The sequence below is a fragment of the Amycolatopsis sp. CA-128772 genome (genome assembly GCF_002904295.1).
Taxonomy (GTDB): domain Bacteria; phylum Actinomycetota; class Actinomycetes; order Mycobacteriales; family Pseudonocardiaceae; genus Amycolatopsis.
The window spans coordinates 147279-163048 of record NZ_PPHG01000014.1 but is presented as its reverse complement, the minus strand read 5'-3'; the positions used below and the strand labels follow the sequence as shown (position 1 = coordinate 163048).

15 protein-coding genes and 1 pseudogene are annotated in these 15770 nt (G+C 71.2%); 10 read left to right on the top strand and 6 right to left on the bottom strand.

Annotated elements, in window-relative coordinates; genetic code table 11:
- Positions 1-134 precede the first annotated feature (134 nt).
- From C2L59_RS06160 to secA, 3 genes are all read left to right on the top strand, one after another.
- Positions 135-875 carry a ComF family protein gene (locus C2L59_RS06160; protein ID WP_233223302.1) on the top strand — a complete coding sequence of 247 codons (741 nt, stop codon included), beginning with the start codon at positions 135-137 and terminating at the stop codon, positions 873-875.
- A gap of 706 nt (positions 876-1581) precedes the next feature.
- Positions 1582-2268 carry a ribosome hibernation-promoting factor, HPF/YfiA family gene (gene hpf / locus C2L59_RS06155; protein WP_093948375.1) on the top strand — a complete coding sequence of 229 codons (687 nt, stop codon included), beginning with the start codon at positions 1582-1584 and terminating at the stop codon, positions 2266-2268.
- A gap of 296 nt (positions 2269-2564) precedes the next feature.
- Complete coding sequence (gene secA / locus C2L59_RS06150) at positions 2565-5450, top strand: preprotein translocase subunit SecA (protein ID WP_103348533.1); 2886 nt, start codon at positions 2565-2567, stop codon at positions 5448-5450.
- A gap of 252 nt (positions 5451-5702) precedes the next feature.
- Here the strand turns inward: secA and C2L59_RS06145 are convergent, their stop codons facing one another.
- Positions 5703-6152, bottom strand: coding sequence for an Rv3235 family protein (locus C2L59_RS06145; protein ID WP_103348532.1), 450 nt, complete (start codon positions 6150-6152; stop codon positions 5703-5705).
- 198 nt (positions 6153-6350) lie between these two features.
- On the opposite strand from C2L59_RS06145, the gene C2L59_RS06140 reads away from it, so the two are divergent.
- Positions 6351-6725: an HAD-IA family hydrolase gene (locus C2L59_RS06140; protein WP_103348531.1), complete on the top strand. Its 375-nt coding sequence runs from the start codon at positions 6351-6353 to the stop codon at positions 6723-6725.
- Positions 6726-6728: 3 nt separating this feature from the next.
- On the opposite strand, the gene C2L59_RS06135 is transcribed toward C2L59_RS06140, so the two are convergent.
- On the bottom strand, positions 6729-7490 hold the full coding sequence (locus tag C2L59_RS06135; RefSeq protein WP_103348530.1) for an RNA methyltransferase: 762 nt from the start codon (positions 7488-7490) through the stop codon (positions 6729-6731).
- Positions 7491-7614: 124 nt separating this feature from the next.
- Between C2L59_RS06135 and C2L59_RS06130 the strand changes: the two genes are divergently transcribed.
- From C2L59_RS06130 to C2L59_RS48610, 3 genes and pseudogenes are all read left to right on the top strand, one after another.
- Complete coding sequence (locus tag C2L59_RS06130; RefSeq protein ID WP_103348529.1) at positions 7615-9021, top strand: wax ester/triacylglycerol synthase family O-acyltransferase; 1407 nt, start codon at positions 7615-7617, stop codon at positions 9019-9021.
- Entirely contained in the window at positions 9018-9509 is a 492-nt protein-coding gene (locus C2L59_RS06125; protein ID WP_103348528.1) for a hypothetical protein, read from the top strand. The genes C2L59_RS06130 and C2L59_RS06125 overlap by 4 nt, the downstream gene beginning before the upstream one ends.
- A 57-nt stretch (positions 9510-9566) precedes the next feature.
- A pseudogene (locus C2L59_RS48610) lies at positions 9567-9852 on the top strand (IS110 family transposase); the annotation flags it as partial.
- A gap of 95 nt (positions 9853-9947) precedes the next feature.
- Here the strand turns inward: C2L59_RS48610 and C2L59_RS06115 are convergent.
- The 4 genes from C2L59_RS06115 to rsgA form a co-directional block, all read right to left on the bottom strand.
- Complete coding sequence (locus C2L59_RS06115; protein WP_103348527.1) at positions 9948-10814, bottom strand: NAD(P)-dependent oxidoreductase; 867 nt, start codon at positions 10812-10814, stop codon at positions 9948-9950.
- Positions 10815-10865: 51 nt separating this feature from the next.
- On the bottom strand, positions 10866-11618 hold the full coding sequence (locus C2L59_RS06110; protein WP_103348526.1) for a hypothetical protein: 753 nt from the start codon (positions 11616-11618) through the stop codon (positions 10866-10868).
- A 71-nt stretch (positions 11619-11689) separates the two neighbouring features.
- Positions 11690-12577 (bottom strand): hypothetical protein, encoded by an 888-nt coding sequence (locus tag C2L59_RS06105; protein ID WP_103348525.1) that lies wholly within the window; start codon positions 12575-12577, stop codon positions 11690-11692.
- A gap of 102 nt (positions 12578-12679) precedes the next feature.
- Positions 12680-13702, bottom strand: coding sequence for a ribosome small subunit-dependent GTPase A (rsgA, locus tag C2L59_RS06100; RefSeq protein ID WP_103348524.1), 1023 nt, complete (start codon positions 13700-13702; stop codon positions 12680-12682).
- 115 nt (positions 13703-13817) lie between these two features.
- On the opposite strand from rsgA, the gene C2L59_RS06095 reads away from it, so the two are divergent.
- From C2L59_RS06095 to C2L59_RS06085, 3 genes are all read left to right on the top strand, one after another.
- Entirely contained in the window at positions 13818-14576 is a 759-nt protein-coding gene (locus tag C2L59_RS06095) for an SOS response-associated peptidase (RefSeq protein WP_103348523.1), read from the top strand.
- Positions 14573-15181, top strand: a complete 609-nt coding sequence (locus tag C2L59_RS06090; protein ID WP_103348522.1) for an alpha/beta family hydrolase — start codon at positions 14573-14575, stop codon at positions 15179-15181. The genes C2L59_RS06095 and C2L59_RS06090 overlap by 4 nt, the downstream gene beginning before the upstream one ends.
- Before the next feature lie 73 nt (positions 15182-15254).
- Positions 15255-15752 (top strand): Pycsar system effector family protein, encoded by a 498-nt coding sequence (locus tag C2L59_RS06085; protein ID WP_103348521.1) that lies wholly within the window; start codon positions 15255-15257, stop codon positions 15750-15752.
- Positions 15753-15770 lie beyond the last annotated feature (18 nt).

Sequence of the window (15770 nt, the reverse complement as noted above, 5' to 3'; positions counted from 1 at the left end):
TGCTGAAGAGACTGATCGACCTGCTGATCCCGGGGCGCTGCGCGGCGTGCGGAGCGCGCGGGGAGCCGTGTTGTGCGAGCTGCGAGGGAGTGTGGGGCGCGGCCCGGGAGGTGGTGCGCGCGCCGACGGTGGGATTGGTGCGGGTGTTCGCGTTGTCCCGGTACCGCGGGGTGGGGCGGAAGTTGCTGATCGCGTACAAGGAGCGAGGGCGGCGGGATCTGGCGCCGTCGTTGGGGCGGGTGCTGGCGGAGGCTTTGGTGGAGCTGCCGCTGGGGGTGGTGGTCGGCGGGGGACCGCCGGCGGAAGTTTCGCCCCGGGTGACCGGCCCCCGGTCGGCGGCGAGGATTCGGGCGGCGCCCCCGATTTCGGCCGGCTGCCCGGCTCCGGCAGGGCAGGTTCGGGTCGAGCCCGCCATCCCGCCCCCGCTGCCCAGCAGCCACTCGGCAGCGCAGGTTCCAGCCGTCGGCCATCCGCAAGCGCGGCCGGCGCCCACCACCCCACCCCGGGCCCTGTGCCTGGTTCCCGCCCCCAGCCGGCGATCGGCGGCGCGCGTGCGAGGCGGCCCCCACGTCGAGCGCCTGGCCCACGCGGCGGCGAACATCCTGGCCACCCACGGCATCAAGGCGACCGTCGCCCCGGCCCTGGAACTCACCGGCGGTGTCCGCGACGCGGTCGGCCTGAGCCGCGACCAGCGCATCGCCAACCTCGCCGGCCGTCTTCGGTTTCGGGAGGCCGGGCGGCCGCCTCCGGGGGTTCCGATCGTGGTGCTGGACGACGTGGTCACCACCGGAGCCACCGCGGCCGCCTGCGCCCGGGCGCTTCAGGCGGAGGGCTTTACGGTCTCCGCCGTCCTGACCCTGCTCGCAGCCGGCTGAACCGGAGACCGGAGAAGGCGTGATCCATACCCACACTGTGGCCCCCGGACGGGAAAAGCGCACGGCGCCGGCGCAAAAACATCGGTACCGGTTCCGCGGAAAACACCCACCGCCCAGGTCGGGCGCGCAAAACCTCGCAAAATCCCGCACCCCGCGCGCCCGGGTGAGCTTGCATCACCTACACGAGTGACGTCGGCCGGGAACGCGAACGGACCGGTGCCCGTTGTCCGGGCATGAGGGTGTCGATCACGATCACTCGGCTGCCGCGCCACTCCACCGGAGTGGCGGCTGCGGGGGATCGGGCTGTCACCCTCGGCGTCCACTGTCGATCGACGATGCGCCGTCCGTGTGAAAGCACGGTGATCGCGCCGCGTCCGACCAGCGGGTGTTTTGCGGTGCCTGCTTCGCGATCACTGCGCGGGGTGACGGAGTCCCATCCCCTGACATCCCCCGGCTCGGGGGCTGTTGTAACGGGCGTGAGGAAGCTAACGTGCTCCGCAATCAGCAATCCCCGCAGGCAGGGAGGTGACGAGCCCATGTCCCTGGCGCCGGAGGTGCGCTGAGTCCGCGCTCGGTCACCGGAACGAGACGTCGTCCACCGTTTCCGAGTTCCTTCTCAGCCCGCGATCCGGGCTTACGTCCCCGCAATACCGGCGCCGTGTGTGAACACAACAGCTCGCAGTCATCTCAGCGAGGGAGGTCGTGTATGGACATCGTCGTTAAGGGCCGCAACGTGGAGGTGCCCGACCACTACCGGGCACTTGTCAGCGAAAAGCTGGCCCGCCTCGAGCGCTACGACAGGAAAGTCATCCGGTACGACGTGGAACTGTTCCACGAACCCAACCGGCGCCAGGCCAAGAGCTGCCAGCGCGTCGAGATCACCGGAAAGGGGCGAGGCCCGGCCGTACGCGCCGAAGCGTGTGCCGCCGACTTCTACGCGGCGCTCGATTCCGCAGTCACGAAGCTCGAAAACCGGCTGCGGAGGACACACGACCGGCGGCGCGTTCACTACGGGCGCAGCCGCCCGGAATCGGTCGCCGAAGCGACCTCGGCACTGCCGGGTGGTGGATCCCCGGCCGCAGCCAGTCCCGCCGCGCGTACCGCGGTGTTGGACGCACCCGAAGCCGAGCCGCAGCCGAACGGCTTCGCGAGTGCCGAAGAATTCCACCTGCCCCAGCAGCAGAGCTGGGCCGACGACGACCTGGGTCACCAGCCCGGCCGCGTCGTCCGCGAGAAGCAGCACACCGCCGAACCCATGACGGTGGACCAGGCTCTCTACGAGATGGAGCTGGTCGGCCACGACTTCTACCTCTTCAACGACTCCGAAGCGGGCCGGCCCAGCGTGGTCTACCGGCGGAAAGGCTTCGACTACGGCGTCATCCGGCTCGGCTGAGCCGGGGACAAAGGAGGTCAGCCGGAAGGTCCGCACGCGCTCGCGTGCGGGCCCTCCGCATGTCAGAACCCTATTCCGGTCAGGCCGGCGCTACGGACCGCAGGCCGTCCACCTCCGTGACATTCGCGCCGGCCGACGGCTGAATAAGGTTCTCAGGACGTACGGCGTGTGCACACGACGGCCCGCGTTCCCTACGATGGGGGTGGGAAGGTGGCGCCGAACACGGCCGCCACCGCGGGAGAACCTGCCCGGGACCGGCCTGGGCGCACTCATGATCAGCTAGTGAGGTCGACCGGATGGTGCTGAACCGCCTGCTCCGCGCGGGCGAGGGCAAGATGGTGAAACGGCTGCGCAACATCGCCGATCACATCAACACCCTCGAAGACGACGTCAAGGACCTGACCGACGCCGAGCTGCGGGCCAAGACCGAGGAGTTCCGCAAGCGGAACGGCGACGGCGAATCCCTCGACGACCTGCTCCCGGAGGCCTTCGCGGTCGTCCGGGAAGCGGCCAAGCGAGTGCTGGGCCAGCGGCACTTCGACGTCCAGCTCATGGGCGGGGCGGCCCTGCACCTCGGCCAGGTCGCCGAGATGAAGACCGGCGAGGGCAAGACGCTCACCTGCGTCCTGCCGGCCTACCTGAACGCCATCCCCGGTAAGGGCGTCCACGTCGTCACGACGAACGACTACCTCGCCAAGCGCGACTCGGAGTGGATGGGCCGCATCCACCGCTTCCTCGGCCTCGAGGTCGGCGTCATCCTTTCGGAGCAGCAGCCGGACGTGCGGCGCTCCCAGTACAACGCCGACATCACCTACGGCACGAACAACGAGTTCGGCTTCGACTACCTGCGCGACAACATGGCGTGGAGCCTCGACGACTGCGTGCAGCGCGGGCACAACTTCGCCATCGTCGACGAGGTGGACTCGATCCTCATCGACGAGGCCCGCACGCCGCTGATCATCTCCGGCCCGGCCGACCAGTCGTCGCGCTGGTACGTCGAGTTCGCCCGGCTCGCGCCGCTGATGCAGGGCATCGACACGACCACGATGGGGTCGCGCGAGCGCGTCGAGAAGACGAACCTGATCAACTCGAAGTACCACTACGAGGTCGACCAGCGGAAGCGCACCGTCGCCGTCACCGAGAAGGGCGTCCGGTTCGTCGAGGACCAGCTCGGCATCGACAACCTGTACGAGGCCGCGAACACCCCGCTGGTCGGGTACCTGAACAACGCACTGAAGGTCCAGGAGCTGTTCCACCGGGACAAGGACTACATCGTCCGCAACGGCGAAGTCATGATCGTCGACGAGTTCACCGGGCGCATCCTGCACGGCCGGCGCTACAACGAGGGCATGCACCAGGCGATCGAGGCCAAGGAAAAGGTCGAGATCAAGGCCGAGAACCAGACCCTCGCGACGATCACGCTGCAGAACTACTTCCGGCTCTACGACAAGCTTTCCGGCATGACCGGTACGGCCGAGACCGAGGCCGCGGAGTTCCACCAGACCTACAAGCTGGGTGTGGTGCCGATCCCGACGAACCGGCCGATGATCCGCGTCGACCAGGCCGACCTGATCTACAAGACCGAGCAGGCCAAGTTCGAGGCCGTCGCCGAGGACATCGCCGAGCGCCACGAGAAGGGCCAGCCGGTCCTGGTCGGCACCACGAGCGTCGAGAAGTCCGAGCACCTGTCGAAGCTGCTGGTGAAGCTGAGCGTCCCGCACGAGGTGCTGAACGCGAAGCACCACGACCGCGAGGCGCTGATCGTCGCGCGCGCGGGCCAGAAGGGCGCCGTCACGGTCGCCACGAACATGGCCGGCCGCGGTACCGACATCGTGCTGGGCGGCAACCCGGACCTGATCGCCGACCAGGTGCTGCGCGAGCGCGGCCTGGACCCGGTCGAGCACTCCGAGGAGTACGAGGCCGCCTGGCCCGAGGTCCTGGAGCAGGTCAAGGCGGAGTCGAAGGCCGAAGGCGAAGAGGTCCGCGACGCGGGCGGCCTGTACGTGCTGGGCACCGAGCGGCACGAGTCGCGCCGCATCGACAACCAGCTGCGCGGCCGCTCCGGCCGTCAGGGCGACCCGGGCGAGTCCCGCTTCTACCTGTCGCTCGGTGACGAGCTCATGCGCCGCTTCAACGCGACCATGGTCGAGCGCGTCATGACGACCATGCGGCTGCCCGACGACGTGCCGATCGAGCACAAGATGGTCTCCAAGGCCATCAAGAGCGCGCAGACCCAGGTCGAGCAGATCAACATGGAGCAGCGCAAGGACGTCCTCAAGTACGACGAGGTCATGAACGAGCAGCGCAAGGTGATCTACGCCGAGCGCCACCGCGTGCTGGCCGGCGAGAACCTGCGCGACCAGATCGAGGGCATGCTCGTCGACGTCGTCAACGCCTATGTGGACGGTGCGACGTCCAACGGGTACGCCGAGGACTGGGACCACGAGAAGCTGTGGACGGCGCTGAAGACGCTGTACCCGGTGAACATCGAGTGGGACGACCTCATGGAGGACGGCGACCTCGACGAGAGCACCCTGCGCGAGGCCCTGGTCCAGGACGCCCGCAACGCCTACGACAAGCGCGAAGCGGAGATCAACGCGCTGGTCGGCCCGGAGGGCATGCGGACCCTGGAGCACCAGGTGATGCTGACGGTCCTCGACCGCAAGTGGCGCGAGCACCTCTACGAGATGGACTACCTCAAGCAGGGCATCGGCATGCGGGCGCTCGCGCAGCGCGACCCGCTGATCGAGTACCAGCGCGAGGGCTTCGACATGTTCCGCGCGATGCTGGACTCGCTGAAGGAGGAGGCCGTCGGCTTCCTGTTCAACCTGCAGGTCGAGCGCGCCGAAGCTCCGCCGGCGGAGGCCGCGGCGGCGCTGCCCACGGGCGTCCCGTCGGGCAACGGCCAGGCGACCGAGGGCCGTCACGCGCGGCCGGCGCCCCCGCAGCCGCCGACGACCGACACCGAGTCGGTTCCGGCCGCGCTGCGCGGCAAGGGCCTCGGCGGCGGCGGTCAGCCCTCGGGCGTGACGCTGTCCGGCCCGGGCGAGGACGGCGAGGTCGAGTCGCACGCCGAGGGCGGGGCCCAGGCCGCGGGCGGCGGCGCCGGGGGAACCCGCCGCGACCGTCGTGCGGCCCAGCGTGATGCGGCGAAGAAGGGCAAGAAGGGCCCGCGTCGCTGATACGAGCGGAAACGGGGCGCGCGGCCGGTCCGCGCGCCCCGTTTTTCGTATCCGGGAACCGGACGCCGGCGCTGAATCCGAAAAAGTTTCGCGCCAAAGTGTCCGAAAACGACACACGCGTGGTTCGCCTCCGCCCGAGGCGGGCGTGGCTCGGCGAACGCCAATCTCCCGGCTCGCGCCGCACCGATCCAGCCCGGCACCGCGCGATTCCCGTCTCGGGCTGCGGTGGCGAGCGAGCACCGAACAGCCGCCTCACGCCGCGCGCCGGCTCGGCGTGCCCGGCTCCTGGGGCCGCAGCAGCGCGAACCGCTCGCACCGCCAGCCCGTCGGCGTGCGGGTGAAGCGGGCCGCCAGTGCGAACGACCGGCCGTCCGCCTCCACGCGGGCGCACGCCTCGAGCACGTCCGGTGCCGGCGTGCACGTGTGGATCGTCTGCGTCCGGTGGCGTGGCCTCGGCAGGCGTGGCCCGCTGAGGCCGGTGTAGACCTCCGGGGCCACCAGCGCCCTGACCTGCGCCGCCGGGCGTCGGCCGTCGTACGCCTCCAGCAGCATGTTCAGCAGGTGGCCCAGTTCGCCCGCGTCGAGCTGCCTCGGCACCGGCCACCGGCCGCCGCGGCGGTGCTCCTGCGGGGTCACTGCCTGATCAGCCGGGCGTGGCGCTTCGTAGTCGGACAGCGTCCGCAACCGGTGTTCCTCGATCATTTTCCTTCCCTCCCTGACTCGGCATTCCCTTGGAGGGGGCAACCGGCCGAAAAGGACACCGGAATCGCTCGATCCGGGCCGGAACCGCCGAAGCCGTGGATTCCCCGCACCCGATGCGGTACTGGCGGCCGTGTTGTTGCGCACTGCGAGACACGCGTTGCCGCCCCGGCTATGGTGTGCCGGGTGCTGAAAGGGCTATTGGTCGATTTCGCCGGAGTTCTCACCGATCCCGACGCCGGCCGGTTCTACGACTACCTGGCGTCCGCGCGCGAGCGCGGCGTCCGCACCGCGCTGCTGTCCAACGCCCCCGGGGCCTCGGACGAGGTCAAGAACACGATGTCCGACTATTTCGACGCTCTGGTGTTCTCCGGCGAGGTCGGCGTGGCCAAACCGGACCCGGCGGTCTACCTGATCGCGGCCGACCGGCTCGGCCTGCCCGCCACGCACTGCGCGTTCGTCGACGACTCCGCGACGAACATCCGCGGCGCCGTGCAGGCGGGCATGGTCGGGGTGCAGCACCGGTCGGTCGGCGAAACGCTGGCGGAGCTCGCGGTGCTGTTCCCCGGCGGGTGAGGGTCAGCGCGCGCGGCGGACCAGCTCGAACGACAGCACCGCGGCGGCGGCCGAGACGTTCAGCGACTCGGCGTCGCCCGGCATCGGGATCGACAGCCACTCCGTGACGAGCTCGCCGACCTCCGGCCCGACCCCGGCCGTCTCGCCGCCGAGGACGAACGCGGCGCGCTGCGGCAGGTCCACGTCGAACACCGTGGTGCGCGCCGACGCGCCCAGCGCGTAGACCCCGTAGCCGGCTTCGCTGAGCAGTTCCGCGGCCTCCCGCGCCGACCCGCAGCGCAGCACCGGCGCGCGGAACGCCACCCCGGCCGACGCCTTGACGACCATCGGGTCCAGCGCCGCGACGCCGCGCCGGGGCACGATCACGCCGTCCAGCCCGGCCGCGGTCGCGGTGCGCAGGATCATGCCGACGTTCGCCGGCGTGGTGATGCCGTCCAGGAGCAGCACCCGCGACGGCGGGCGCCGGTCGGCCAGCGCCGCGGAAAGCGCTCGCATCCGCGGCGCGACGACGTCGGCGAGCACGCCCTGGTCCTGCTTGCCGTTGCCGGCGAGGACCTTGACCCGGTGCTCGCTGGCGCGCTGCACCGGCACGCCGGCGGCCTTCGCCGCGCGCTGGATCTCGGCCGCGCCGGGGCCGCGCGCGGTGTCGGCGAGGATCACCTTGTCCACGCGCAGACCGGCGTCCGCCAGCGCCTCGAGCACCGGCTTCCGGCCGTAGACGGTCAGGAAGCGGTCCTTCGGCGAGATCGTCGACTCATCACCCACACCGGCAGTCTCGCATCGAACCTTGTTCAGCCGTCGGCCGGCGCGACAGTTGCGATGGATGTGCAGGTCGCGGCCCGTGGCGCCGGCCTGACCAGAATAAGGTTCGTCATGAAAGGATCGGCCCATGCCCGACCGCCTTTCCGCGCTGGACGCCTCGTTCCTCTACCTCGAGGACCACGCGACGCCGATGCACGTCGGCGGGGTGGCGATCTTCGAGCGGCCGCGGTCCGGGTTCGGCTACGCGCAGCTGCTCGACCTCATCGGGGGCCGGCTGGCGTACCTGCCGCGGTACCGCCAGCGCGTGCTCGAGGTGCCCGGCCACCTGGCGCGGCCGGTGTGGGTGGACGACGTCGACTTCGACCTCAGCTACCACGTCCGGCGTTCGGCGCTGCCCCAGCCGGGCAGCGACGAGCAGCTGTTCGACCTGGTCGCGCGGCTGATGTCGCGGCGGCTGGCGCCGGAGCGGCCGCTCTGGGAGGCGTATTTCATCGAGGGCCTGGCCGGCGACCGGGTGGCGCTGGTGACGAAGACTCACCAGTCCGTTGTGGATGGTGTCGGCACGATCGACCTCGGCCAGCTCATCCTCGACCCGGCGCCGGCCGAGCCGGAGCCGTTCGAGGACATCTGGGCACCGCGCCGCGAGCCGAGCCGCACCCAGCTGGTCATGGACGCGATCAGCGAGGGCGTCCAGCGGCCGGGCGAGGTGGTGGAGAACGTCCGCTCGGCGGCGAACGACGCGTTCGCGGCGGCGGGCAAGTTCGCCGAGACGGTCGGCGGCGTGGCGTCGACGCTGCGCACGCTGGTGAGCCCGGCGCCGCCCGGGCCGCTGAACGTCCGGGTTTCGGGCGGCCGCGTGTTCGCGGTGGTGCGCACGCGCCTGGAGGACTTCCGCAAGATCCGCGCGGCGCACGGCGGCACGGTCAACGACGTCGTCCTCGCCGCCATCACCGGCGCGCTGCGCGAGTGGCTGCTCTCGCGCGAGGAGCAGCTGACGCCGGACACGACGATCCGCGCGCTGGTGCCGCTGGCGGTCCGCGACGCGGAGACGGCCGAGTTCTCGACGCCGGCCCTGGTCGGCAACCAGGTGGCGGCGTACCTGGTGGACCTGCCGGTCGGCGAGCCGAACCCGGTCCTGCGGCTGCAGCACATCGGCCACGCGATGGCCGAGCACCTCGATTCGGGCCGTTCGGTGGCGGCGCGCGGCCTGCTCAAGGTGGGCGGCTTCGCCCCGGCTACCCTGCACTCCCTCGGCGCACGCGCGGCGGGGTCGCTGTCCGGGCGCATCTTCAACGTCATGGTGACCAATTCACCGGGCCCGCAGGTGCCGATGTACGCGGGAGAGGCCAGACTGGTCGAGATGTTCCCGGTGATGCCGTTGATGCGCACGCAGGCGCTGGCGATCGGGGTGACGTCCTACCACGGTGGCGTCTACTTCGGACTCAACGGCGACCGCAAGGCCGCGTTCGACGTGGACCTGGTGGCCGGGATGATCGAAGAGTCCTTGGAAGAGCTGAAGGGTGCGCACTGGTGAGGGTCTATCTGCCTGCGACCATCGCGATGCTTCGCGACCTCGAGTCATCGGGGGAGTTCCGCGCCCGCAGCGGAACGGCCTTCGCGCTGACGCCGGCGTTGCGCGAGGCGTACGTGAGCGGTTCGGACGAGGAGCTGGAGTACGCGGCCCTGCTGGACGCGGCCCGCGCATCCCTGCGCCTGATCGCGGCGGAGGAGAAGGGCGAGCCACGCCGCGTGGTGGTCTCGGCGGACGTCGAGGGCGTGACGTTGCGCCCCGACCTGGACGCACCGGTGGTCCGCATCGGCGGCCCGATCCCCCTGAAAGCGGTGGCGGCGATCCACGTGGACGCACCCGAGGCAGCCGAGGCGGTCTCGGCCGCGGCGGCGGTGATCGACGCGGCGGACCTGGGCGACCCGGACGCGGAGTTCACTTTGGGCGATGCCGAGGACCACGAGCTGGCCTGGTACGCGCCGCAGGAGCTGCCGTTCCTGCTGGAGCTGCTCTGAGTTGTCCACAGGTGTGGTCACCTGTGGACAACTCGGCTCGAAGTAGGGGTTCCGCCGCCGGTGGCGGTCGTGCGCACGGCCGGTCCTCAGGTCACCCACCTGCTGGCCTGGCGATGCGCCGTATCGCCGATCTCCATCCGGGCCGGTCGAAGACGTTCCCGGCGCCACACCCTGCGGCCTGTTGATGCCGGCGACGAGACGCTGGCCGAGCTGGTGAGGTTTCATCCCACCCTTGAACATGCCATCGGCCCCGGCATCAGCCACCCGGCGGTGCTGGAGCTGCTGTCCCGTTGCGGTGGCCGGCATCGCCAAGGCCGGTTACCGCGAACTCACCGCGATCGCGAAAGTTTCTCTCCGGCAACGGAAAACCGGTGGCCGAGCAGGTCGAGGGGTACTGGCCGCCCGCCCTGAGCCCCGGTTGTCGGACCGCAAAGAACCTCAGTCCACGAACCACTCCGGGCCCGGAACCGGCCGTTCACACTTCCACCCGGTCGCATCCACCAGCTTCCCCGAGTCGACCCGCTGCGACCGTCCCATCGGCTCCGCCAGCGCGATCCGCGACACGAGCCACTTCGGCAACGCCCGCGCCCGCCGCACCCCCGCCGCCGCGGCCATGGCCGCCCCCAGTTCTGCCTTCGACACCGGTGGCGCCCCCACGTTGTAGACCCCTGCCGGGGCCTCCAGAGCCGCCACCACCGCCGCTGCCGCGTCCGACGGGTGGATCGCCGTTGTCCAATCCTCCCGCGCGCCCATGATCAGCGGCGCTCCGCGGCGGGCCGCCGCCAGCAGGGCCGAGGTTGCCGCGTCCGGGCCCACCAGCTGGCCGATCCGCAGGCGGACCACCGTGCGGTCCGTCAGCGCCGCCACGTTCTCGTGCGCCACCAGCGAAGACGCCGTCACCACCCCGGGACGCAGGGGAGCGTCCTCGGTGAGCAGCCGGGAACCGCCGTCCGCGTACACGAACGAGATGCCCTCCTGGACCACGATCCGCACCTCTTCGACCTGCCGGACCGCCTCCGCCAGCGCCGCGCTTCCCGACACCCGCACCCGGTCGTTCGCCGCCCACGCCGCCTTGCTCGTCATCTTGCGGGGGATGCGTGTGGCCAGGTTCACCACCGCGTCGTGCCCGCGCAACGCCGTGACCAGCGAATCCGCCGAGAACAAGTCCCCGGTCACCGGCTTCGCGCCGGTCGCCGCCACGCCTTTCGAGTGGGTCAGGCCGCTCACCTCGTGGCCCGCCGCGAGCAGCTTCGCCACCGCCGGCGCGCCCAGCACGCCCGTTGCCCCGATCACCAGCACCCGCATGTCCGTCTCCTTCCTGATGACCCCCGGACGAGACAGCGGGCGGAAACGTGACTACCCCACTTCGCCCGGGGGCGGCGGCTGGACGTCCACCGGGGTGCCCCAGTCCGAATAGCGCGTGGTGATGCGGGCTTCGGAGCCCGGCAGGATCGGCGAGAGGTCGAGGACGATCTGCAGCGGCCGGTGCGCGTCGTCGAGCCACAGCTCCACCGGGAACTTGCCGCCCACCCGGCCCGCCGCGTCCGGCGGCAGGCCCGCGGGCAGGTCGGTGCCCAGGCGGGCCAGGTCCAGGTCGACGCGGTAGTGCTCCGCCGGCACGCCGTTCAGCTGCCCGCGCTCCGCCGAGACGAGCGTGCCCGCCGTGCGGATTTCGCCCAGCGTGTGCGCCGGGTCGTTCTGCGTGGTCAGCTGGGTCAGGCTGCCGCCGAGGACCTGGGAGAACGGGTCCGTCCCGGCCGCCGCGACCACGATCCACGGCTTGCCCGCGCCGACCTCGTCGCGCGAGCCTTCCGGCACCTTCGCGTACAGCTTCCCGGCGACCGCGCGCAGCTCCATCGGCTCGCCGATGAAGTCGGTCGTCATCACCTGGGCCGTTCCGCCCGCGCCGAACCGCGCCCGGCCTTGGCCCTTCGAGCGGACCGAGCCGACGGCGACGTCCGTGCCGAACTTCGCCGAGCCCGCGGTCGTCGTGGCCGTCGTGGCCGCGTCGGCCAGGGCCCGCGCGTCGTCGAACGCCGGTCGCGGCGGTGGGTCGGAACACGCCCCGGCGAGCAGGGCGAACAGCAGCACCACGGCGGCTTTGCGCATGGCGCCAACAAAAACACAGCGGCTCCCCCGAACTCGTTCGGGGGAGCCGCTGCTACGCGGTGTCGCCGGCGTCAGCGACCGGCCTTCTTCATCAGCTCGCCGAAGTCGACGACCTGGTCGGCCGGCGGGGCCGTCACGTCGACCTGGGTGCCCCAGTCGCTGTACTTCATCGTGAACTTCGAGTCGCCCGCCGGCGCGCCCAGCGCCTGCATCATCGGGCCCTGGTCCATGGTGACCTGCACCGGCAGGTTGTCCTTGTTCAGCCACAGCTCGGCCGGGATCTTGATGTCCTTGCCCTTGAGCATGTCGGCGATCTTGTCGCGCGTCGCGGCCGGGGCCTGGCCGGTGAACTGGTCGACGGCCTTGGCCACGTCGAGCTCCACCTTGTAGTGGTTGACCTGCTCGCCGTTCAGCTCGGTCTGGTCGGACGAGATGATCCGGCCCGCCTTGGAGATCTGTTCGAGCATCTTGCTCGGGTCGCTCTGGTCCGCCGACTGCGACAGCGCGCCGCCCAGGGACTGCGACACCGGGTCGGTGCCGTCGGCCGAGATCTTGGCCCACGCCTTGTCGGTGCCCATCTGCTTCTGCTCGTCGGCGGGCAGCTTGATGTACATGACCTTGTCGACCATGCGCATCTCGGTGGTCTGGCCGGCCGAGGTGGTGGTCATCGAGAACTTGGTGTCCGTGCCGCCGAACGCCATCGCGCCGGTGGCGGTCATGGTCTGGCCGGCGGCCGAGCCCTCCATGCTGAACTTCGCCGACTTGGACTGCTCGGTGCCCTGCTTCGACGCCGACGCCAGCTGGATCGCGTCGGTGAACGGGGACGCGAGGCCCTTGCTGCCGCCGTCGGCCTGGGACTGGCCGGCGACCGGCTGGGCGGTGCCGGAGTTGCCGCTGCACGCCGTCAGCGTCAGCGCCAGCACGGCCGCGCTCGCGGCGACCAGGGTGGTCTTGCGCATCGAAATCCCCTCAGAGTCGGATGGGTCCGCTCGGCATATCGCCCGAACGGGCGAATAATTACACCTGTGACGGTGACGATCCGCAGTCGGTTCCCGGTTGTCTCAGGATTCGGTGATGCGGGTCACCTCGTGGCCGCCGCGGGAGGCCAGCAGCCGCCGCAGTGACGTCAGCCGTTCCGCGCTCGCCCGGCCTTCGGTGACGACGTCGTCGAGCGCGCAGTCCGGGTCCTCGGGCGCGCCCAGGTGCCCGCAGCCCGACGGGCACTCCTCGGCGGCCTCGGCGAACTCCTCGAAGGCGTCGACGATGTCGTCCGCGGTGACGTGGGCCAGCCCGAACGACCGCACGCCGGGGGTGTCGATCACCCAGCCGCCGTCCGGCAGCGGCAGCGCCACCGCCGCGACGGACGTGTGCCGCCCCTTGCCGACCGCGCTCACCACGCCGGTGGCCAGCTCGGCGGCCGGCACCAGGCGGTTGACCAGCGTGGACTTGCCGACGCCGGAATGCCCGACCAGCGCCGTCACGCGGTCCTTCAGCATGTCGGCGAGGCCTTCGGGCTCTTCGTCGAACCGGGTCACGATCGCCGGGACGTCGAGGCCCGCGTACCCCGCCAGGAGCTCGTCCGGGCTGGCCAGGTCGGCCTTCGTCAGGCACAGGACCGGCTCGACGCCGCCCGCGTAGCAGGCGACGATGCAGCGGTCGATGAAGCCGGTGCGCGGCGGGGGATCGGCGAGCGCGGTGACGATCAGCAGGCGCTCGGCGTTGGCGACGACCAGCCGCTCGTACGGGTCGGTGTCGTCGGCCGTGCGCAGCAGGGAGCTGCTGCGGTCGTCGACCCGGACGATCCGCGCGAGGGTGTCCGGCTTGCCGGAGACGTCCCCGACGATGCCGACCCGGTCGCCGACGACCACCGGGGTCCGGCCCATCTCGCGGGCTCGCATCGCCGTGATCACCCGGCCGGGATCGGCGTCGATAGCGCAGGTCCAGCGGCCGCGGTCCTTGCCGATGACCATGGCCGTGACGGCGTCGGCGTGCTCGGGACGGCGTTTGCTGCGGGGCCGGGTGCCCTTGCCCGGACGCACGCGGACGTCGGACTCGTCCAGCCTGCTCCAGTCGTTGCGCGCCAAACCCTCGTCCTCTCGTGCGCCGGTGCCCACCCGAATGATCCCACGTCGCTCGCCAGGGCCCTGGCCTGCGTGTAACGATGGCGTCCCGGACGTATCCGGCACTAGGAGGTTGGTCATGTGCGGGCGCTACGCCGCCACGAAGGACCCGGCGAAGCTGATCGAGGAGTTCGACGCGATCGACCTCACCGAGGGGCACGCGCGCGCCGACCACAACGTGGCGCCGACGAAGAACGTGGTGACGGTCGTGCAGCGGCACCCGCGTGACGGCGAGGGCCACGTCCTCGAGGACGAGCCCGCCGAGCGCTCGCTGCGGATGATGAAGTGGGGCCTGGTGCCGTTCTGGGCCAAGGACCCGTCGGTCGGCTCGCGGATGATCAACACCCGCGCCGAGACAGCCGCCGAGAAGCCCGCCTTCCGCCGCGCGCTGGTGTCGCGCCGCTGCCTGGTGCCGGCCGACGGCTGGTTCGAGTGGCGCCGCACCGGCAAGGAGAAGGAGCCGTTCTACATGACGGAGCCGGACGGCTCGTCGATCGCGTTCGGCGGGATCTGGGAGAGCTGGCGCCCGAAGGACGACGACAACGCGGCGCCGCTGATCACGTTCTCGATCATCACGACCGACGCGTCCGGGCAGCTCACCGACGTCCACCACCGGATGCCGCTGATCGTGCCCCGCTCGCACTGGGACGGCTGGCTGGACCCGGACCGCGACGACGTCACCGACCTGCTGGTGCCGACGCCCGACGACATCGTGGCGTCGCTGGAGCTGCGACCGATCTCGACCCGGGTCAACAACGTCCGCAACAACGGGCCCGAGCTACTGGAGCGGGTCGAACCGGCGCAAGAGGGCGCGCTGTTCGACGCGCCGAAGTCATGACGGCCATCCCGATCGAGACGGCCTACGGCCCGGCGCGGGCGTACCTGCACTGCGCGGAGGAGGGCACGGCGGTCCTGATGCTCGGCCACGGCGCGGGCGGCGGCCTCGGCGCGAAGGACCTGGTGGAGGTGACGCGCGCGGCCCAGGCGGCGGGCGTGCACGTGGCCCTGGTGGAGCAGCCGTACCGGGTGGCGGGCCGCCGAGCCCCGGCCCCGGCGAACCAGCTGGACACGGCCTGGCTGACGGTGGCGGACGATCTGTCGGACCGGTTCGACGGCCTCCCGTTCGTGTTCGGCGGCCGCTCATCGGGCGCGCGGGTGGCCTGCCGGACGGCGTCGGCGGGGCAGGCGGTGGCGGTGCTGTGCCTGGCGTTCCCGGAGCACCCGCCGGGCAAGCCGGAAAAGACGCGCCAGCCGGAGCTGGACGCGGTGGAGGTGCCGGTTCTGGTGGTCCAGGGAGAGCGGGACCCGTTCGGGCGGCCGGCGGCGGGGCCGCATCATGAGGTCGTGGTCGTCGAGGGGGACCACAATCTGTCGGCGGATCTGGAGTCGGTTTCCCGGGCGGCGACGGAGTGGCTTTCGCGGGTGCTGCGGCCGTTGGCGTGAATTCGCTGGCCCAGCCAGGTGCCGCCGCCACCGGGGGCGCAATCGTCGCGGCCTGCCGACCGATGTTCCGGCCATGGGCAGCGATGCGGATCGAACCGCGCACGACGACCTCTGGCGGACCCTGCAGATCGTGAGCGAGTGGATCCGGACCGCCGACACGAAGGCCGGGGCGACCTTGGCCATCGACGGCGCGATCCTGGCCGTCGTGACCTCCCGGTTTCGGGACTCGCCGGGCCCCGGCGTGCTCGCCGTCATCGCACTGACCGCGGCGATTGCGCTGGGTTCCGCGAGCGTCCTCCTGGCTATCTGGACCGTCGTGCCGCGGGCACGGTGGCTGAAGACCGAATCGATTTCCCACTACGGGACCATTGCCGCCTTCAGGTCGGCCGCCGACTACCGGAACGCCGCCGCGACGATTCTCGCCGACACTGATCGGTTGGCCGAAAACCTCAGCCGGCACATCTGGGCCTTCTCGCGAGCCGCCGTGCGCAAGTATCGCTTCGTGACCGCGGCGATCCAGCTCCTGGCTGGTGCGATGCTGCTCGGGGCGCTCGGCCTACTGCTCCGGTGACGGAGATCCGCCGGTCAG